Source organism: Sphingomonas hominis (assembly GCF_013328205.1).
GTDB lineage: Bacteria > Pseudomonadota > Alphaproteobacteria > Sphingomonadales > Sphingomonadaceae > Sphingomonas > Sphingomonas hominis.
The window spans coordinates 552,812-570,414 of sequence record NZ_JABULH010000001.1 but is presented as its reverse complement, the minus strand read 5'-3'; the positions used below and the strand labels follow the sequence as shown (position 1 = coordinate 570,414).

Genomic DNA, 17,603 nt, shown 5'->3' with positions numbered 1-17,603 from the left:
GCGGCGGGCCATGCGTTACGCAGGCGGAATCATTTTTGCTGGGAGCTGACGATGGCCGACGAGAGCGACACCCCGACCCCGCCGCAGGGCAACGCTCCCGCCACCCCGCGCCGTCGCGCGCCGCGCAAGGCCGCCGCGCCCAAGTCTACGGCGACGAAGGCACCGACCAAACCGACCGAAGCCGCGCCCGATCCAACCGCCAAGCCCGCGCCCAAACCCGCCAAGGCACCGCCCAAGCCGCGCTCGTCCAAGCGCAGCACGCCCAAACCAGCCGCCAAGCCGCGCGCCCCCGCCACCAAACGTGTCACCGATGCCGTCGCCGACGCCGCGCACGACGTCAGCGAGGCGGTCACCGCCGCCGAGGAGCGCGCCGCCAAGATCACCAAGACTGCCGCACGCCGCACCCGCGCCTCCGCCCGCAAGGCGGGCACCTCCGCTGCGGAAACGACCGAGAAAGTCGCCGGCAAATGGGGTGCGGCCAAGATCGCGGGCGGAGTCGCGGTGCTCGGCGCCGCTGCCACGGCGGCGCTGCTGTCACTGCGCGGTTCATCCAGGTCAGGCCCCACCTACAAGCCCGCGCTGCTCCCGAACGCCGCCAAGGAACCGCAACCCGCCACTCCGACCGTGACCGCGCATCAGCCCGACGGCACCGACTCGTCCAAGTCGTTCGAAGCCGGCAGCGCCGACGAGAACACCATTCCTGACGCTTAAAGGGTAAGCGGCGAGTTGCCGGTGATGCTCAGACGACGCTGAGGCACGAAGGGATCCCGGATCGAGGCGGGGATGACGAGGACCGGGCTCGATACCCGATCAGCGTCCGACCGCGTCATCAAACAGGGTCTTACCCCGGCCATACGTCGCCCCGGACTTGATCCGGGGGCCCCACTACCTTTTCACAATCCGCAGGGCCAAACCCACCAAACTTACCGCGCCAGAAAAGCCGCGATCGCCTCCCCCAGTTCCGGCTTGGTCACCGCGCTCATGTGATTGCCCGGCACCTCGGCATACTTCCCCGCCGGCAACGCCGCGGCGAGGTCGGCGGCCGATCCGTTGTCGTCGTCCTCGACACCCGACACGACCAGCACCGGCTGCGTGATCGCGGCCAGCGCCTCCCGCGGCGTATCGACGAACGTGTCGAGCACCCGCAGCAGCGCTTCCGGATCGCCCTTGGTCGTCTTGAGGAATGCCTCGGTCAGCCACTCGCGGCTGCCGCGCTCGAACGTGCCCAGATTGGTCAGCACGTTGCGAAAATACCCGCCTCGTCCCGCGGTCGAGGTGATCCCCGCCAGCCCCATGCCCGACAGCACCACCCGCTTCGGCGTCGCCCCGTTCGCCAGCATCCTGACGGTCGTGCGCGCACCCAGCGAGTAGCCGCCCAGGTCATAATCGCTCAGCCCCAGATGCGCGACCAGCGCCAACCCGTCGCGCATCAGCGCGTCCGCCGGGTAGCTCGCGGCGTCGTGCGGCTTGGCGCTGTCGCCGTGCCCGCGCAGGTCGGGCATGATCACGCGAAATCCCTTCGCCGCCACCGCCGCCGCGTGGCCGTACCGCAGCCAGTTGGTCTTCGCGTCGGAGAAGTAACCGTGGATCAGCACCACCGGCCGCCCCCCGCCCAGCTCGCGCCACGCGATCCGCGCGCCGTCGAAACTCTCGAAGAAGTGCGGCTCCACCTCGTTACGCGTCACGCACCTTCTCCCATTTGTCGACCAGCGGCTGATATTCGTCGCTGCGCAGATGTGGCAAGCCCGTGGTGTCGAGCCAACCTGCGTGATGGCTCTCCCACCCGAAATGCGTCTTTGGGCGAAAGCGCGACGGATCATCGAAACTGCCGACGGTCAGGTCGATCTTGGTGGACCCTTCCACATATTCGAACGTCAGCGGGGTGCCGCAGCGCGCGCAGAACCCGCGCCGCGCGATCGGCGAGGAAGCATATCGATCGGGCTCGCGCGTCCACGTCACCGCGTCACGTGCCACCTGCTTCAACGCCGCCGCCACCCCGCCCGTCGCGCGTTGGCACATCCGGCAATGGCACAGATACGCCTCGTCGTTCTCCATCTTCACCATGTAGCGCACACGCCCGCACTGGCAGCCACCCGTCATCCGCTCGCTCATGCCCAACAGGCTACCGCGCGCCCGTGGTCGCGTCGAGCGGATGTAAGGACCGCTCGCGACGCGGCCATTAATGCGCGTGCACGCTTGCCCGAACCAGACACAGGTATGATCGAGAAGCTGAAAACCGTCGCCTGGTTCGCGCGCCGCCCGCGTTTCTGGCCGCACATGGCCGCGCTCACCGCGCAGCGGCTCGGCGGCGCGACGCGGCACGAGGCACAGAAGAACGCCGCTGCCGCTTGGGCAGCCGAGCGCGTAGTCGGCATCGGACCAGCCCTCGCCGCGGTCGGCATCACCGAGGCCGCGCCGCAACCACTCGACCCTAAGCTGATCGACGAGGGCGAGCGCCGCGCGGTTCGCTCGGGCGTCCGCATGGGCGGCCCCGGCGACCTCGACCTGATCCACCGCGCCGTCCATGCCACGGGTGCACGTCGCGTGGTGGAAACCGGCGTCGCTTACGGCTGGAGCAGCCTCGCCGCGCTCGCCGCGCTCCGCGACACCGACGGGCGCTTGGTCAGCGTCGACATGCCCTATCCCAAGATGGGAAACGGGCCGTTCGTCGGCATCGTCGTCCCGCCCGAGTGGCGCGACCGCTGGACGCTGATCCGCGAACCCGACCGCCACGGCATCCGCCGCGCGCTCGCCGCCTTCGCTGGCCAAGTCGACCTCGTCCACTACGACAGCGACAAGACCTACGCCGGGCGCATGTACGGCTATCCGCTGCTCTGGAACGCGCTGGTACCCGGCGGCTTGTTCATCTCCGACGACATCCAGGACAATTTCGGCTTCCGCGACTTCGCCGCCCGGCTCGGCCTGACGCCCGCCGTGGTGGAGAGCGGCGGCAAATACGTCGGCCTGCTCCGAAAGCCGTAAGCTGCCCGCAGCACCACGCGCCTCGAACCTTCGTCACTCCAGACTTGATCCGGGATCCCGCTTCTTCTTGCAACCGCCTAAGTTAGCGGGACCCTGGATCAAGTCCGGGGTGGCGGTCAGATGGCGAACCTCGCCAACCGACGCACCGTTACCGCACATACACGCTCGTCGTCACGGTCGCGACCCGCCACACGCCATCGGTCCGCCGCTGCCAGACATTGAAGCCGGTGTCGGCGTGATGCACCTCGATCATCGCGCGATCGCCGATAACCACTGGTCCACGCAGGTCGAAGCACCCAGCACTCGTTCCCACGGCAACGCCACCGATCGAAGCGCCCTTGATCCCGCCTCCGCCCAGGAACGACGGCGTGGTGTAGAAATCGTCATACCCCGGCGGCGCTGGCGGGTCGACGCGCCGCGCCGTCGTCGCCGGCTGCCACGGCGCAATCACGCGGTCGACGCACAAGCGCTGGCCCTGCGCCGTGCGCGCGACTTCCTCCATCGCGACGCCCGCGATCGTCGTGATTTCGTTGCGCGGGTTTGGCTGGCACGCGGTCACGGCGAGGAGCACGATCAACCCCGCCGCCCCGCGCCGCATCGGCGTCAGTCCGCCTTCTTCAAATGCCGCCGCCCGAGCAGCTCGGCAATCTGCACCGCGTTCAGCGCCGCGCCCTTGCGCAGATTGTCGCTGACGCACCACAAGGACAGGCCGTTGTCGACCGTCGGATCGTCGCGCACGCGGCTGACATAGGTCGCGTCGTCGCCCGCCGCCTCGATCGGCGTGATGTATCCCTCGTCCTCGCGCTTGTCGACGAGCAGCACGCCCGGCGCCTCGCGCAGAATGCGCTGCGCCTCCTCCGCCGAGATCTCGTTCTCGAACTCGACGTTCAGCGCCTCGGAATGACCGACGAACACGGGCACACGCACGCAGGTCGCGACGACCTTGATCTTCGCGCCCAAAATCTTCTTGGTCTCGACCACCATCTTCCACTCTTCCTTGGTCGACCCGTCGTCAAGGAAGCTGTCGATGTGCGGAATGACGTTGAACGCGATCTGCTTGGTGAACTTCTTCGCCTCAGCCGGATCACCGACGAAGATGTTGCGGCTCTGCTCGAACAGCTCGTCCATCCCGACCTTGCCCGCGCCCGAGACGGATTGATAGGTCGCGACCACCACGCGCTTGATCGTTGCGGCATCGTGCAGCGGCTTCAACGCCACCACCATCTGCGCGGTGGAGCAGTTCGGATTGGCGATGATGTTCTTGGTACGATAGCCGTCGATTGCGTCCGCGTTCACCTCCGGCACGATCAGCGGCACGTCCGGGTCCATGCGGTACAGCGACGAATTGTCGATCACGGTGCAGCCCGCCGCGGCGAACTTCGGCGCGTACACCTTGGTCGCGTCCGATCCGATCGCGAACAGCGCCATGTCCCAGCCTGCGGGGTCGAAGTGCTCGATGTTCTGCACCTTGAGCATGCGACCCGTGTCGCCATACTCGATCTGGTCGCCCTGGCTGCGCGACGACGCCAGCACCGCGATCTCGTCGGCGGGAAACTGCCGCTCGGCCAGGATGTTGACCATCTCGCGCCCGACATTCCCGGTCGCACCCGCGACCACCACCCGGTAACCCATCAATCCAACCCCTCAATCGATCGCCGCCGCCTTAGCCGCCGCGTCCACTCCACGCCAACCAAGCTTTACTTGGCCGTGCCCTTCGCGCCCGCCGGCCTATTCTTCACCTCGCGGTCGAGGAAGTTTAGGATCGTCGTCCACAAATGCTCGCTGATGCCGGGGCCGCCGACGCGGTGCGTCTGGCCCGGGTACATCATCATCTCGAACGGGGTCGCGGTCTTCTGCAACTCGGCCGCCAGCTTGGTCGAATTGTCGAGAAACACGTTGTCGTCCGCCATGCCGTGGATCAGCAGCAATGGATCGCGGATCTTCGCCGCATCCGTCACTGCGCTCGATGCGGCATAGGCCTCGGGCACCTGCCGCGGATCACCCATGTAGCGCTCGGTATAATGCGTGTCGTACAGCTTCCAATCGGTCACCGGCGCGCCCGCCACCGCAGCGGCGTACACGCCGGGTGTCTTTTCCAGCATCTTGACCGACATGTACCCGCCATACGACCAGCCGTAGGTCGCCACCTTGCCCGCGTCCACGAACGGCAGCGTCTTCAGGTAATCGGCGCCTGCCTTCTGGTCCTCGACCTCGACCGTGCCCATCGCGTGGTAGATCGTGTCCTCGAACGCCTTGCCGCGATTGATCGAACCGCGATTGTCGAGCTGGAAGAAGATCCAGCCCTGGCTGACCAGATATTGCGCCAGCGCGCCGTTCCAGTTGCGCATGACCGTCTGGCTGTGCGGCCCGCCGTAATGCTGGAAGAACACCGGATAGCGGCGTCCCTTTTCCAGCTTTGGCGTGATCATCTGCCAGTGGAGCGGCGTGCCGTCCGCCGCCTTGATCGTGCCGAACTCGGTCGGCCGATGCGCGGCCATGAACGGGGCGTACGGGTGATCGCCCGCGACGCGGTTCTCGTTGATCCACGCCACGCGCTTGCCGCTCGCGTCCGCCAGATAGGTCTGCGCCGGCTGCTGCGGGTTCGATCGCGTCACGATGAAGCGCGAGCCCGACCCGTCGGCGGTGGCGCTGTTCCACCAACCCCGCTCGGTCAATCGCGTCAGCCCACGCGTCTTCAGGTCGAGCGCGTAGAGCTGCTGCTCCAGCACGTCGTCCTTGTTGCCAAGGAAGTAAACGCGCCCCGCCGCCTCGTCGACTGCGACTAGCCCGGTCACCACCCACGGCCCGCTCGTCAACTGCTGCCACGTGCCCGCGCGCCACAGCCACAGATGCCCGAACCCGTCGCGCTCCGACCGCCACAGCACGCTGCCGTCACCGAGCACGCGGTACGCGTCCGTCAGGTTGATCCAGCTCTTCGCGCCCGATTGCTCGCTGAACATCACGCTCGACTTGCCTGTCGCCGGATCGACACGCAGCATGTCGAGCCGCGTCTGCGCGCGGTTCTCGCGCTGAACCAGCAGCGCCGAGCCATCGGGCGTCCAATCGACCCGCGCCAGGTAGATGTCCGGGTCGGAACCGAGGTCCACCTTCACCTGTCCCGATCCGTCGGGCTTCATGACGTAGAGGTCGACGATCGCGTTGGGCGTGCCCGCCGCGGGATAGCGCTGCTGATAGATGCTCGTCCCCGCCGCGCCGATCGATGCACGCGTCGCGACCTGCACCGGTGCCTCGTCGAACCGCTCGACTGCGATGTAGCGCTCGTCGGGCGACCACCAGTAACCCGTGCGGCGGTCCATTTCCTCCTGCGCGACGAACTCCGCCTCGCCCCAGTGGACCGTGCCCGCACCACCCTTGGTCACCGCCCTCGCCGCGCCACCGGAAAGCGGCGCGACCTGCAAATTCTGATCACGCACGAACGCGATATAGCGCCCCCGCGGGCTGATCGTCGGATTGAGCGCGCCCTTCGTCCCCTCCAGCTTGCGGGCGCTACCGTCACGCGCCGCCAGGAACAATTCGCCGTCGATCGGCACCAACAGGCTCTGCCCGTCGGGCGACCAGTCATATTGCAGCACGCCCGTCTTGCCGGTCAGCGAGCGATCGCGCTCGCGCTGCATCTTGGCAGCTTCCGACAGTTCCGCGCCGCTGCCGAGCTTGCGGCTGTCGACCAGCATCCGCTCCGCACCCGTCTTGGTGTCGAGCGCCCATAGATCGTAGCGCTGCCGCTCGTCTGCGCGGTTGCGAACCGAGGTCAGCAGCGTTCCGTCGGGCGACAAGCGTAGCGACTGCGGCTGCGGCCCGGCGAGGTCGGGACTGCCGAACACGCGTGCCAGCGTCAGCGCCTGCCCAGTCGTGTCGCCACGCATCGCGGGCGTGACCTGCCGGTCAGCGGCCATCGCACTGCCTCCAACGACGCACGCGACCGCCATCAGACTCACGCTCCACCATGCCCGCATCTCGTCCCTCCGCGCCACCACGCGGCGGCTTGTCCCAGCCCGCTTAGCGAGCCAGACCGCGATAGGCCATGCCACCGTGTCGATCCGCGTTGATCCAGGTCAGCCACTATCGCGCATGCTGGTGGAACCGCGCCCGCGAGTTTGTGTTGCTCGCGTAATGACCACCGACGACTGCATCATCGTCGGCGGAGGCCCGGCCGGCCTCACCGCCGCCATCTACCTCACGCGCTTCCGCCTGCGCACGCGCTTGTTCGACTGCGGGTCGAGCCGCGCGTCGTGGATCCCATGCACGCGCAATCACGCGGGCTATCCCGAAGGAATCAGCGGCAACGACCTGCTCGCCCGAATGCGCGAACAGGCGGATAAATACGGGGTCGAGCGGCAGGACGCGCGCGTCGAGCGGCTTACTCCGGAGGACGACGAGACGTTCACCGTCCACGCTGGCGACCAGACCTACCGCGCGCGCACCGTCCTCCTCGCGACCGGCGTCGTCAACCATCGCCCGCGCCACCTCACGCCCGAGGTACACGATCCCGCGGTCGCGCGCGGGCTGCTGCGCTACTGCCCGGTGTGTGACGGCTACGAGGTGACCGACCGCAAGGTCGGCGTGATCGGCACCGGCGACCACGGCATGCGCGAGGCCTTGTTCCTGCGCAGCTACACCCGCGACGTCACGCTCATCGCGCCCGAGGCCGAGCACGCGCTCGACCCCGCCTGCGCTGCCAAGCTCGACGACGCCGGCATCGCGCGCATCAACGGACCGTGCGGCGGCTACGCGATCGAAGGCCACCAGCTCGCCTTCGATACCGCACGCGGGCGGATGGCGTTCGACAGCGTCTATCCCGCGCTCGGCTCGCGCATCCGCTCGCGCTTGGCGGTCGAGGCGGGTGCGAAGGCGACCGACGAAGGCTGTCTGGAGGTCGACGACCACCAACGCACCACCGTGCCTGGCCTGTTCGCCGCCGGCGACGTGGTGAAGGGGCTGGATCAGATCAGCCACGCGATGGGAGAAGCCGGCGTCGCTGCCACCACCATGCGCAACCTGCTGAGCGAGCAACGACCCTTGCGGCGATGATCGACCCGCGTCCGACGCGCGCATGCTGACCCCGCGCCCCGCCCAACCGCGCGAGCCGCTCGCATTGCGTCGCCGCAGCACCGCGCCCGCCTGGGTGCCGGTCGCGTGGCGGCTGCTGCTGGCACTCGGGCTGATCAGCATCGCGCTGGCGGTTCACTGGTTCGATCGCGACGGTCTGCGCGACAATGTGGACGGCGCGATCAGCTTCGTCGACGTGCTGTATTTCACAATGATCACCGTCACCACGGTTGGCTACGGCGACATCGTGCCGGTCACGCCGCAGGCGCGACTGTTCGACACCTTCGTCGTCACGCCGATCCGATTGTTCGTGTGGCTGATCTTCCTGGGGACCGCTTATGACTTCCTGCTCCGCCGCGTCTGGGACCGCCTGCGCATGCGCCTGATCCAGCAGAATTTGCACGACCACGTCGTCGTCGCCGGTCACGGCGATGCGGGGCAAGAGGCGGCGCGCGAGCTGATCCGCCGCGGCATGCCCGTCGAGCAGATCGTCGTGATCGACCAGCACGCCGCCGCACTCGAACCGGCGGAAAAGGTCGGTGCCGCGGTGATGGAGGCAGACGCCACCCACAATGCCACGCTGGAGGCAGCGCAACTCGACCGCGCCCGCGCGATGATCGTCGCCGCGGGTCGCGACGACACCTCGATCCTGATCGTGCTGACCGCGCGCCGCATCGCGCCCGACGTGCCGATCAGCGTCGTGATCCGCGCCGACGAGAACGAACCGCTCGCGCGGCAGGCGGGCGCCAACACCGTCATCAATCCTGCGAGCTTCGCCGGACTGCTACTCGCGAGCTCGACGCAGGGCCGCCACGTTGCCGACTGCCTCGCCGACCTCGCCAACATCCACGGTCAGGTCGCCTTGTGCGAACGCGTCGTCACCGCCGCCGAAGTCGGCCACCCGCTCGACGCGATCAGCACGGGGAAGGCACTACGCCTCTACCGTGGCGTTCGATCCTACGGCTTCTGGGACACGGAAGCACGACAGCTACAGCCGAACGACCGTATCGTAGAGGTCATCCGACCACAGCGTCACGACTAAGGCGGAACGTTCGTCATCCCAGCCTTGAACCGGTATCCCGCTGCCTTGCTGTTTCTGGCGAACGCCCCGGCTTGTGACACAGCGCACGCGCCACATTTAGCTCGAGACATGGGCCACGGCAGACTTGAGCGCGCGGCCGACTGCCTTCGATCAGTTCAGGACGAGGCGAGCGCACGCGTCATGTCCGACCCCCAGCTTCGCGAGGCAGATCGGCTTACACCCTCAGCAGCCGCAGCCGCAGCCGCAGCCGCAGCCGCAGCCGCAGCCGCGACGTCACTCCACGAACGCGGCGTCGATCACCAGACGTTGTTCATTCCATTCAGGCACCGCGCTCATCGGCACCATGAAACGCTTGCCCGGACGCCCGTCCTCGGACGGCCGCTCGACCTCGACCACGTCACCCGCGCCGAAATTCTCCACCGCCACGACCTGCCCTAGAGCGTCGCCCGCGGTCGACACTGCGGACAGGCCGATCAAGTCGGCATGATAATATTCGCCCTCGTCCAATGCCGGCAGGGCGGCGCGCGGCACCGTCAGCAACGTTCCCCGCATCGCCTCGGCGGCGTTGCGGTCGGTCACTTCGGCGAAGCGGGCGATGTTGTTGCGCAATGTCACGATCGTCAGCGCGCCGTCGTTGAACGAGCGGTGCGCCTCGATCTGCTCGGCAAAGACCTTGAGCTTCACCTCGCCGCCCACACCGTGCGCGCCAATCACTGCGGCGAGCACCACCTGACCCGATGCGACGATTGCGGCCGCGGCCGGAGCGCGTGTCGCCACGTCGCCGGCCGGAGCCTTCCCCGCATCACTCGGGCGCGGGGGAGCCTTCGTCGCGGCCGGCTGCGTCGTCGCTGCCTTCGGCGGGTTCGGTGGCCGAGATACCGTGGTTCGTGGCGTCTTCATGCTCGTCCGGCTGCGTCTGCGTATCGGGATCGGTCAAGGCAGGTTCCTCTCGTTGCACAAAGGGAACGCACGATGACCGATCCGGTGCCGGCCGGCACGATGACCGGCCGGACGATCAGGTTCAGGCCTCCGCCGTCTCGGTCTCGGCCGGGGCGTTGGCTGCTTCCTGCGCTGCCTTCAGCTTCTCCGCACGCTCCTCGGCGCGCTCGGTCGCCTTCTCGCCCGGCTTGCCCTTGTTCGGGTTGTTGCGTGCAGCGCGCTCCTTGACGCCGGCGACGTCGAGGAAGCGGGCGACGCGATCGGTCGGCTGCGCGCCGACGCCGATCCAGTGCTTCGCGCGCTCGGCGTCGAGCACGATGCGCTTCTCGTCGTCCTTGGCGAGCAGCGGGTTGTAGTTGCCGATCTTCTCGATGAACTTGCCGTCACGAGGGGACCGCGCATCGGCAACGACGATGCGGTAATAAGGACGCTTCTTGGAGCCACCACGCGACAAACGAATGCTCAGTGCCATGTTAGTCTTCTTCCTTCTTCGATTGTGACGCCCGCCGCGGCGGGCACGTGAAACTTACTTCTTGAACTTGAACCCGCCGGGCAGCCCCGGCAGCCCGCCCGGACCACCTGGCGCAGGCAACCCCGGCATGCCCGCCAGGCTTCCGCCCGGTCCGCCCGCCTTGGACATCATGTCGCCCAGCTCCGCGCCACCCAGCGCGTTGCCCAGGCCACCCAGACCGCCCTTGCCGAGCATCCCCAGCAAGCCCTTCATCCCGCCCATCTTCTTGATTTTCTTCATGGCGGTCTGCATTTCCAGGTGCATCTTCAACAGCTTGTTGACCTCCTGCACGTTGGTGCCGGAACCCTTGGCGATGCGGATCTTGCGCTTGGCGTTGATCAGCTCGGGCTTGGCGCGCTCCTTGGCGGTCATCGACGTGATCATCGCGTCCATGCGCAACAGGATCTTCTCGTCCACCGCGCCCGACGCCATCGCCTTTTGCGCGCCCTTCATGCCCGGCAACATGCCCGCGAGCGCGCCGAGCCCGCCCATCCGCTGCATTTGGCTCAGCTGCGCGCGCAGGTCGTTCAGGTCGAACTGACCCTTGGCGAGCCGCGCGGTCATCCGCTCGGCATCTTCCTGCTGGATCGCCTCGGCGGCGCGCTCCACCAGGCTGACGACGTCGCCCATGCCCAAGATGCGCCCGGCGACGCGGCTCGGCTGGAAGGCTTCCAGCGCGTCCATCTTCTCGCCGACGCCCGCGAACTTGATCGGCTTGCCGGTGACCGCGCGCATCGACAGCGCGGCGCCACCGCGCGCGTCGCCGTCCATGCGGGTCAGCACGACGCCCGTCAGCGGCACCTGTTCGGAGAAGTTCTGCGCGACGTTGACCGCGTCCTGACCGGTCAGCGAATCGACGACGAGCAGGATCTCGTTCGGCGTGGCCACCTCGGCCACCGCCTTCATCTCGTCCATCAACGCCTGATCGACGTGCAGCCGGCCCGCGGTGTCGAGCATCAGCACGTCGAAGCCCTGCAGCTTCGCCGCCTGCATCGCCCGCCGGGCGATGTCGACCGGCTGCTGCCCCGCGACGATCGGCAGCGTCGCGACCTCGACCTGGGTGCCGAGCGTCGCCAGCTGTTCCTGCGCGTTCGGGCGATTGACGTCCAGCGACGCCATCAGCACCTTCTTGGTCGCGCGCCCGGTGATCGATCCCTTGGACAAGCGCCGCGCGATTTTCGCAGTGGTGGTCGTCTTGCCCGAGCCTTGGAGGCCGACCATCATCACGACCGCCGGCGGCGCAACGTCCAGCTTCAGCTCGGCGGCCTCCGCGTCGTCGCCGCCCAGCATCTCGACCAGTGCGTCGTTGACGATCTTGACGACCTGCTGGCCCGGCGTGACCGAACGGAGCACGTTCTGGCCGATCGCCGCCTCGGTCGCCTTGTCGACGAACTGGCGCGCGACGGGCAGCGCCACGTCCGCCTCGAGCAGCGCGATGCGAACCTCGCGCATCGCCTGACGCACGTCGGCCTCGGTCAGCGCGCCACGGCCGCGCAGCCGGTCGAACACTCCACCAAGACGATCGCTGAGGCTCTCGAACATCAAAAAATCCCTTCCGCCGACCCCGTGCGACGGCGACCGACTAAACCGCCTACCGCCAAACGCAAAAGCGCCGGCGGGCGAAACCTCGCCGGCCAGCGTGCGCCGCAAATGGACGCGTTGCTCAAGCGTTCGCAGTGGAACGTGGGCGCGCCTCTAGCCGATCCGTGCTCCGCAGGCAAGCGCGCACCACCGTACCGCGAGTACGACAAGCGCCAGGCCGCGTTGAACAACCACCCGTTTCCATGCTTTATTCCCCGCAAGCCGCCGATCAAGCGCGGCATCAACATGAGGAGAGAAGTCGTGGGCCAGCCGTCCGAGAAGCAGAAACAACTTCACAACGACGTCACCAACGTGGGCCTGCGTGCCCAGGCGACCGCGGTCGGCCTGATCCAGCTCTGCATCGAGTTGCGCAAAAGCAACGCGCTCAGCGAGGAAGGGCTCGGCAACGTGAAAAAGGCCATCGCGGACGAGCTGCTGATCGGCCCCTATCGCCGTTATTGCTCGCGCGAACAACGCGTCGAGATCGAGACGCGCATCGACCGCATCTTCGCGGGCGAACAGAAGGTCGGGCCGGCGGAAGAACTGTCGTTCGTCACCGAACAATAAGGGTTCGCCGCACGCCTGATGGGTCAGCGCCGCAACGAGGTGCCCGCTCGCACGGTTGACCCGGCGCCCGTCATCCGTGAGGGGATGGCCTTCCCTGATCGAGAAGCCATCCCGCCCGTGCCGTTTCGCGCCACCATTCTCACGCTCTACCCCGACATGTTCCCCGGCCCGCTCGGACAGTCGATCGCCGGACGCGCGCTGGCGAACGGCCTGTGGTCGCTCGACGCGGTCAACATCCGCGACTCCGCTACCGATCGCCACCGCACCGTTGACGACACGCCTGCGGGCGGCGGCGCTGGCATGGTGCTGCGCGCCGACGTGGTGGCGAGCGCGCTCGACGCTGTCGCGGACGACCGCCCGATCCTCGCCATGACGCCGCGCGGTGCTCCCCTCACGCAAGCCCGCGTCCGCACGCTGGCCGCCGGCCCCGGCGCGGTAATCCTGTGCGGCCGCTTCGAGGGGTTCGACGAACGCCTGTTCGACGCGCGCGCGATCGAGCAGGTGTCGATCGGCGACTACGTGCTCTCAGGCGGGGAGATGGGCGCGCTGGTGCTGCTCGACGCTTGCGTCCGGCTCGTTCCGGGCGTAATGGGCGCGGCTTCCAGCGGGGACGAGGAAAGCTTCGAAAGCGGCCTTCTCGAATATCCGCATTATACCCGACCATATGAATGGGAAGGGCGCACGATCCCCGAAGTGCTGCGATCGGGGGATCATGCGAGGATCGCCGCCTGGCGCAAGCGCAAGGCGGAGACCGATACACGGCTACGGCGGCCGGACCTGTGGGAGCGTCACTCCGGCGCTCGGGTCCAGTCGCCCTCTGGCGCGCGGCACGATGACGAAGGTTGAATGACATGAACCTGATTCAGCAGCTCGAAGCCGAGCAGATCGCCAAGCTGACCGCCGCCCGCGAGATCCCCGAGTTCCGCGCCGGCGACTCGCTGCGCGTCGGCGTTCGCGTGGTCGAGGGTGAGCGTACCCGCGTCCAGAACTACGAGGGCGTGTGCATCGCGCGCTCGAACAAGGCGATGGGCTCCAGCTTCACCGTTCGCAAGATCTCGTTCGGCGAGGGTGTGGAGCGCGTGTTCCCGCTCTACTCGCCCAACATCGAGTCGATCACGGTTGTCCGCCGCGGCGCGGTGCGTCGTGCGAAGCTCTACTACCTGCGCGGTCGCACGGGTAAGTCGGCGCGTATCGCCGAGCGTCGCGACAATCGCCCGACGGCAACCCCGGCCGAGTAATCGCACGCTGCCTTCCCCGAAGGCACGCGAAGGGCGCGGGTGGTTATGCCATCCGCGCCCTTTTCACGTCCGGCACGTGCCCGGCGTGGACTTGCCCCCTCCCCGACCCTAGATCGCCCTTCATGTCCGCTTCCCCCCAGGCGATCGTCACGCTGGGCTGCCGCCTCAACATCGCCGAGAGCGAGGCGATCCGCCAGCTCCTGCCCGCGCGTGCCGATGGCCGTGACGTGGCGGTGGTGAACAGTTGCGGCGTCACCAACCAGGCGGTGAAGGACACCCGCGCCGCGATCCGCCGCCTGCGCCGCGACCGCCCGGAAGTCGAGCTTGTCGTGACCGGCTGCGCCTCAGACATGGACCGCGTCGCCTTCGCCGCGATGCCTGAGGTCGACCGCGTCGTCGCCAATGCCGCGAAACTGCTCCCCACCACGTGGGGACCGCGCGCCAACGCGGCTCCGCCCCGCCGTCACACGCGCGGCTTCGTCGCCGTTCAGAACGGCTGCGATCACGCTTGCACCTTCTGCGCGATCCCGCAGGGCCGCGGCAGCAGTCGCTCGGACCCGATCGGCGAGGTCGTCCACCACGTCGCGACGTTGGTCGAGCGCGGCCAGCGCGAGGTGGTGCTGAGCGGCGTCGACCTGACCAGCTACGACGACCGCGGCGCACGCCTGCCCGTGCTGGTCGAGCGACTGCTCGCGCAGGTGCCCGGGCTCCAGCGCCTTCGCCTCTCCTCGCTCGACCCCGCCGAGGTCGACGACCACCTCTCCGCGCTGCTTAGCCAAGAACCGCGCGTCATGCCGCACGTCCACCTCTCGCTTCAGGCCGGCGACGACCTGATCCTCAAGCGAATGCGTCGCCGCCACAGCCGCGCGCAGGTGATCGCGCTCGCGCAGTCGCTGAAGGCGGCTCGACCCGAAATCACCATCGGCGCGGACCTGATCGCGGGCTTTCCGACCGAGAGCGAGCCTGCGCACGCCAACACGCTGGCGATGGTGAACGAGGCCGACATCACCCACGCGCACGTCTTTCCCTATTCCCCGCGCGACCGCACCCCCGCCGCGCGAATGCCGCAGGTCGCCCCCGACCTCGCCCGCACCCGCGCCGCCGCCTTGCGCACGATGAGTGCTGAACGCCGCGCCGACTGGCTCGCGACGCAGGTCGGCACAGTCCAAGCGGTCCTCATCGAGCGCCCGGGCGACCGCGGCCACACTCCCGCCTTCGCCGACCTGCGCCTCGACACCGCCGAGCCGGTCGGCACCATCGTCAACGCCCGCGTCACTGCGGCCACCCCCACCCACCTGATTGGGACACCTGAATGAGCACCAGCTGGCACGACAAGCTGCTCGGCGGTTTCCGCCGCACCTCCGACCGCCTCGTCGGCAACCTCGCGGGTCTTGGCGGCGCGCGGCTCGACGACGACACGCTCGACGAGATCGAGGAGGCGCTGATCGCCTCCGACCTCGGGCCCGAGACCGCCACGCGCGTCCGCACGCGATTGTCGGAAGGCACGTTCGAGCGCAACATGGAGGAGCTCGGCATCCGCGTCATCGTCGCGGAGGAGGTCGAGAAGGTGCTGGCGCAGGTCGCGCGCCCGATCGAGATCGAGGCCTTCCCGCGCCCGCAGGTGATCCTCGTCATCGGCGTCAACGGCTCGGGCAAGACGACCACGATCGCCAAGCTCGCGCACCTGTTCATGGAGCAGGATTACGCCGTCATGCTCGCGGCGGGCGATACCTTCCGCGCCGCCGCGATCGGTCAGCTGCGCACCTGGGCCGAGCGCGTCGGCGTGCCGATCGTCACCGGTCCCGAGGGCGGCGACGCCGCCGGCATCGTGTGGGATGCGGTCAAGAAGGCGACCGAGATCGGCACCGACGTGCTGATCGTCGACACCGCCGGACGCCTGCAGAACAAGCGCGAGCTGATGGACGAGCTCGCCAAGATCCGCCGCGTGCTCGGCCGCATCAACCCGGCCGCACCGCACGACGTGCTGCTCGTGCTCGATGCGACAACGGGCCAGAACGCGCTCAACCAGATCGAGGTGTTCAAGGAGGTGGCGGGTGTCACCGGCCTCGTCATGACCAAGCTCGACGGCACTGCGCGCGGCGGCGTGCTGGTCGCGGCGGCGGAACGGTACGGCCTCCCCATCCACGCGATCGGCGTCGGCGAGCAGATGGACGATCTGCGCCCGTTCAACGCCAACGAGGTCAGCCGCATCATCGCGGGCGTCGACACGGGCCCGCGCAAGTGAGCACGGCTCCGACGCAGACACCAGGCCCCACCACCGAGCCAGGTGGCGGCATTAAGCATCTCGTCGACTACGGCCCGCTGGTCGTCTTCTTCCTGGTGAATTTCCTCGTGCCGGCCACTGCCGCCCGCGGAATCGTGTCGCACTTCACCCGCGCGCTCGACGGCATGGCGCAGGTCGAGATGCTGCTGATGGCGCGCGTGATCCTCGCCACAGCCGCCTTCGTGATCGCGAGCGCGGCGGCGCTGGTGCTCGCCAAGGTCAAGCTCGGCCGCGTGCCGCCCTTGTTGCTGATCTCGGCCGGTCTGGTGCTCGTGTTCGGCGGACTGACGATGTACTTCCGCGACGCGCGCTTCATCCAGATGAAGCCGACGATCGTCTACGCCTTGCTCTCGGGCGTGCTGCTCGGCGGACTGCTTACCCACAAGCCGCTGCTGCGCGACCTGCTCGGCACCACCTATCCGGGGCTGAACGACGCTGGCTGGCGGCGCCTGACGATCAACTGGATCTTGTTCTTCGCCGCGATGGCCATCGCCAACGAGGCCGTCTGGCGCGGCGCCTACGCGCTCTACGGCAAGTCGCGCGGCTGGGACTTGTGGGCGATCTACAAGATGTGGGTAGTGATCCCGCTGACGCTGATCTTCGCGATCGCCAACGTGCCGATGCTGCTGCGCCATGGCGCGCAACTGGGCCAGGAACCGCCGCTGCCGCCGGAGGGCTGATACGACAAAGGGCGCGTCTTTCGACGCGCCCTCAGCATTACCTCACAGAAAGGTTCAGCCCGCCGCCTGCTCGTACCGGCGCCCGGCCTCGTCCCAATTCACCACGTCCCACCACGCCTTCAGATAGCCCGGCCGATCGTTCATGTAGGTCAGGTAATAAGCGTGCTCCCACACGTCGTTGCCGAGGATCGGCGTGCCCGGCTCCTTGGCATCGTCCATCAGCGGGTTGTCCTGGTTCGGCGTCGACGTCACCTTGAGCGCGCCCGACTGGTCCGCAATCACCCACGCCCAGCCCGAGCCGAACTGGCCCGCACCCTTGGTGTTGAAGTCTTCCTTGAGCCTGTCGAGCCCGCCGTAGGCGTCGATCGCTTCCTTGAGCTTGCCCGACGGCTGCGTTGAACCCTTGGGCGCCATGATCTTCCAGAAGAAATCGTGGTTCCAGTAACCACCGCCATTGTTGCGGACGAGTGGCGGCTGCTGCGAGATCGAGCCCAGGATTTCCTCGATCGACTTGCCTTCCAGCTTCGGGTCGGCCGCGACGCCTTCGTTCAGCTTGTTGGTGTAGGCCGCGTGATGCTTGTCGTGGTGGAACGTCATCGTCTCCTTGGAGATGACCGGCTCCAGCGCGTCATACTCGTACGGCAGCGGGGGCAGTTCGAAAGCCATGGAAATCCTCCTTGATGGGGCTCGCGACGGTGAACGCGACCGCTCC

Annotated in this window: 20 protein-coding genes; 10 read left to right on the top strand and 10 right to left on the bottom strand. The window is 67.8% G+C overall.

The window, feature by feature from the left end:
• The first annotated feature begins 51 nt into the window (after window positions 1-51).
• The gene (locus tag HRV97_RS17605; RefSeq protein WP_174192168.1) at window positions 52-711 is read left to right on the top strand and encodes a hypothetical protein; all 660 of its coding nucleotides are present in this window, start codon (window positions 52-54) and stop codon (window positions 709-711) included.
• Between the two features lie 212 nt (window positions 712-923).
• Here HRV97_RS17605 and HRV97_RS02920 read toward each other — a convergent pair whose 3' ends face one another.
• Both HRV97_RS02920 and HRV97_RS02915 read right to left on the bottom strand, forming a co-directional pair.
• Window positions 924-1,685 (bottom strand): alpha/beta fold hydrolase, encoded by a 762-nt coding sequence (locus HRV97_RS02920; RefSeq protein WP_174192167.1) that lies wholly within the window; start codon window positions 1,683-1,685, stop codon window positions 924-926.
• Entirely contained in the window at window positions 1,675-2,112 is a 438-nt protein-coding gene (locus HRV97_RS02915) for a GFA family protein (protein WP_174192166.1), read from the bottom strand. Before HRV97_RS02915 ends, HRV97_RS02920 begins: the two co-directional genes overlap by 11 nt.
• A 105-nt stretch (window positions 2,113-2,217) precedes the next feature.
• Here HRV97_RS02915 and HRV97_RS02910 point away from each other — a divergent pair, with 105 nt between their 5' ends.
• On the top strand, window positions 2,218-2,982 hold the full coding sequence (locus HRV97_RS02910; protein WP_174192165.1) for a class I SAM-dependent methyltransferase: 765 nt from the start codon (window positions 2,218-2,220) through the stop codon (window positions 2,980-2,982).
• Window positions 2,983-3,130: 148 nt separating this feature from the next.
• Here the strand turns inward: HRV97_RS02910 and HRV97_RS02905 are convergent, their stop codons facing one another.
• From HRV97_RS02905 to HRV97_RS02895, 3 genes are all read right to left on the bottom strand, one after another.
• Entirely contained in the window at window positions 3,131-3,580 is a 450-nt protein-coding gene (locus tag HRV97_RS02905; protein ID WP_174192164.1) for a hypothetical protein, read from the bottom strand.
• A 5-nt stretch (window positions 3,581-3,585) separates the two neighbouring features.
• On the bottom strand, window positions 3,586-4,614 hold the full coding sequence (locus HRV97_RS02900; RefSeq protein WP_174192163.1) for an aspartate-semialdehyde dehydrogenase: 1,029 nt from the start codon (window positions 4,612-4,614) through the stop codon (window positions 3,586-3,588).
• Window positions 4,615-4,679: 65 nt separating this feature from the next.
• The gene (locus HRV97_RS02895) at window positions 4,680-6,956 is read right to left on the bottom strand and encodes a S9 family peptidase (RefSeq protein WP_174192162.1); all 2,277 of its coding nucleotides are present in this window, start codon (window positions 6,954-6,956) and stop codon (window positions 4,680-4,682) included.
• A 157-nt stretch (window positions 6,957-7,113) separates the two neighbouring features.
• Here HRV97_RS02895 and HRV97_RS02890 point away from each other — a divergent pair, with 157 nt between their 5' ends.
• Together HRV97_RS02890 and HRV97_RS02885 are read left to right on the top strand one after the other, a co-directional pair.
• Window positions 7,114-8,031 carry an NAD(P)/FAD-dependent oxidoreductase gene (locus tag HRV97_RS02890; protein WP_174192161.1) on the top strand — a complete coding sequence of 306 codons (918 nt, stop codon included), beginning with the start codon at window positions 7,114-7,116 and terminating at the stop codon, window positions 8,029-8,031.
• 22 nt (window positions 8,032-8,053) lie between these two features.
• Entirely contained in the window at window positions 8,054-9,091 is a 1,038-nt protein-coding gene (locus tag HRV97_RS02885; protein WP_174192160.1) for a potassium channel family protein, read from the top strand.
• 273 nt (window positions 9,092-9,364) lie between these two features.
• On the opposite strand, the gene rimM is transcribed toward HRV97_RS02885, so the two are convergent.
• The 4 genes from rimM to ffh all read right to left on the bottom strand — a co-directional run bounded on the left by rimM (window position 9,365) and on the right by ffh (window position 12,083).
• Window positions 9,365-9,868 (bottom strand): ribosome maturation factor RimM, encoded by a 504-nt coding sequence (gene rimM, locus HRV97_RS02880; RefSeq protein ID WP_343044414.1) that lies wholly within the window; start codon window positions 9,866-9,868, stop codon window positions 9,365-9,367.
• 25 nt (window positions 9,869-9,893) lie between these two features.
• Window positions 9,894-10,028, bottom strand: a complete 135-nt coding sequence (locus tag HRV97_RS17600; RefSeq protein ID WP_281356763.1) for a hypothetical protein — start codon at window positions 10,026-10,028, stop codon at window positions 9,894-9,896.
• An 84-nt stretch (window positions 10,029-10,112) separates the two neighbouring features.
• A complete protein-coding gene (rpsP, locus tag HRV97_RS02875) occupies window positions 10,113-10,502 on the bottom strand; it encodes a 30S ribosomal protein S16 (RefSeq protein ID WP_174192158.1) in 390 nt (129 codons plus the stop codon).
• Window positions 10,503-10,556: 54 nt separating this feature from the next.
• Complete coding sequence (ffh, locus tag HRV97_RS02870; protein WP_174192157.1) at window positions 10,557-12,083, bottom strand: signal recognition particle protein; 1,527 nt, start codon at window positions 12,081-12,083, stop codon at window positions 10,557-10,559.
• A gap of 108 nt (window positions 12,084-12,191) precedes the next feature.
• On the opposite strand from ffh, the gene HRV97_RS17320 reads away from it, so the two are divergent.
• From HRV97_RS17320 to HRV97_RS02840, 6 genes are all read left to right on the top strand, one after another.
• Window positions 12,192-12,689 carry a hypothetical protein gene (locus HRV97_RS17320; RefSeq protein WP_246248487.1) on the top strand — a complete coding sequence of 166 codons (498 nt, stop codon included), beginning with the start codon at window positions 12,192-12,194 and terminating at the stop codon, window positions 12,687-12,689.
• A 117-nt stretch (window positions 12,690-12,806) separates the two neighbouring features.
• Complete coding sequence (gene trmD, locus HRV97_RS02860) at window positions 12,807-13,535, top strand: tRNA (guanosine(37)-N1)-methyltransferase TrmD (RefSeq protein ID WP_174192664.1); 729 nt, start codon at window positions 12,807-12,809, stop codon at window positions 13,533-13,535.
• 5 nt (window positions 13,536-13,540) lie between these two features.
• Entirely contained in the window at window positions 13,541-13,927 is a 387-nt protein-coding gene (rplS, locus tag HRV97_RS02855) for a 50S ribosomal protein L19 (protein ID WP_174192156.1), read from the top strand.
• Window positions 13,928-14,049: 122 nt separating this feature from the next.
• Entirely contained in the window at window positions 14,050-15,243 is a 1,194-nt protein-coding gene (locus HRV97_RS02850; protein WP_174192155.1) for a MiaB/RimO family radical SAM methylthiotransferase, read from the top strand.
• Window positions 15,240-16,172, top strand: a complete 933-nt coding sequence (gene ftsY / locus HRV97_RS02845; RefSeq protein WP_174192154.1) for a signal recognition particle-docking protein FtsY — start codon at window positions 15,240-15,242, stop codon at window positions 16,170-16,172. The genes HRV97_RS02850 and ftsY overlap by 4 nt, the downstream gene beginning before the upstream one ends.
• Entirely contained in the window at window positions 16,169-16,891 is a 723-nt protein-coding gene (locus HRV97_RS02840; protein ID WP_174192153.1) for a septation protein IspZ, read from the top strand. Before ftsY ends, HRV97_RS02840 begins: the two co-directional genes overlap by 4 nt.
• A gap of 54 nt (window positions 16,892-16,945) precedes the next feature.
• On the opposite strand, the gene HRV97_RS02835 is transcribed toward HRV97_RS02840, so the two are convergent.
• Complete coding sequence (locus HRV97_RS02835; RefSeq protein ID WP_174192152.1) at window positions 16,946-17,557, bottom strand: superoxide dismutase; 612 nt, start codon at window positions 17,555-17,557, stop codon at window positions 16,946-16,948.
• Window positions 17,558-17,603: the final 46 nt, after the last annotated feature.

What these genes read in the sequence shown, in the direction of transcription:
- ftsY (WP_174192154.1), top strand. Translation starts at nt 15,240, where the DNA reads ATGAGCACCAGCTGGCACGACAAGCTGCTCGGCGGTTTCCGCCGCACC.
- HRV97_RS17320 (WP_246248487.1), top strand. Translation starts at nt 12,192, where the DNA reads ATGGACGCGTTGCTCAAGCGTTCGCAGTGGAACGTGGGCGCGCCTCTA.
- HRV97_RS02910 (WP_174192165.1), top strand. Translation starts at nt 2,218, where the DNA reads ATGATCGAGAAGCTGAAAACCGTCGCCTGGTTCGCGCGCCGCCCGCGT.
- HRV97_RS02885 (WP_174192160.1), top strand. Translation starts at nt 8,054, where the DNA reads ATGCTGACCCCGCGCCCCGCCCAACCGCGCGAGCCGCTCGCATTGCGT.
- HRV97_RS02835 (WP_174192152.1), bottom strand. Translation starts at nt 17,557, where the DNA reads ATGGCTTTCGAACTGCCCCCGCTGCCGTACGAGTATGACGCGCTGGAG.
- rpsP (WP_174192158.1), bottom strand. Translation starts at nt 10,502, where the DNA reads ATGGCACTGAGCATTCGTTTGTCGCGTGGTGGCTCCAAGAAGCGTCCT.
- HRV97_RS17605 (WP_174192168.1), top strand. Translation starts at nt 52, where the DNA reads ATGGCCGACGAGAGCGACACCCCGACCCCGCCGCAGGGCAACGCTCCC.
- HRV97_RS02915 (WP_174192166.1), bottom strand. Translation starts at nt 2,112, where the DNA reads ATGAGCGAGCGGATGACGGGTGGCTGCCAGTGCGGGCGTGTGCGCTAC.
- rplS (WP_174192156.1), top strand. Translation starts at nt 13,541, where the DNA reads ATGAACCTGATTCAGCAGCTCGAAGCCGAGCAGATCGCCAAGCTGACC.
- HRV97_RS02905 (WP_174192164.1), bottom strand. Translation starts at nt 3,580, where the DNA reads ATGCGGCGCGGGGCGGCGGGGTTGATCGTGCTCCTCGCCGTGACCGCG.
- HRV97_RS02890 (WP_174192161.1), top strand. Translation starts at nt 7,114, where the DNA reads ATGACCACCGACGACTGCATCATCGTCGGCGGAGGCCCGGCCGGCCTC.
- HRV97_RS02850 (WP_174192155.1), top strand. Translation starts at nt 14,050, where the DNA reads ATGTCCGCTTCCCCCCAGGCGATCGTCACGCTGGGCTGCCGCCTCAAC.
- ffh (WP_174192157.1), bottom strand. Translation starts at nt 12,083, where the DNA reads ATGTTCGAGAGCCTCAGCGATCGTCTTGGTGGAGTGTTCGACCGGCTG.
- HRV97_RS02900 (WP_174192163.1), bottom strand. Translation starts at nt 4,614, where the DNA reads ATGGGTTACCGGGTGGTGGTCGCGGGTGCGACCGGGAATGTCGGGCGC.
- HRV97_RS02895 (WP_174192162.1), bottom strand. Translation starts at nt 6,956, where the DNA reads ATGCGGGCATGGTGGAGCGTGAGTCTGATGGCGGTCGCGTGCGTCGTT.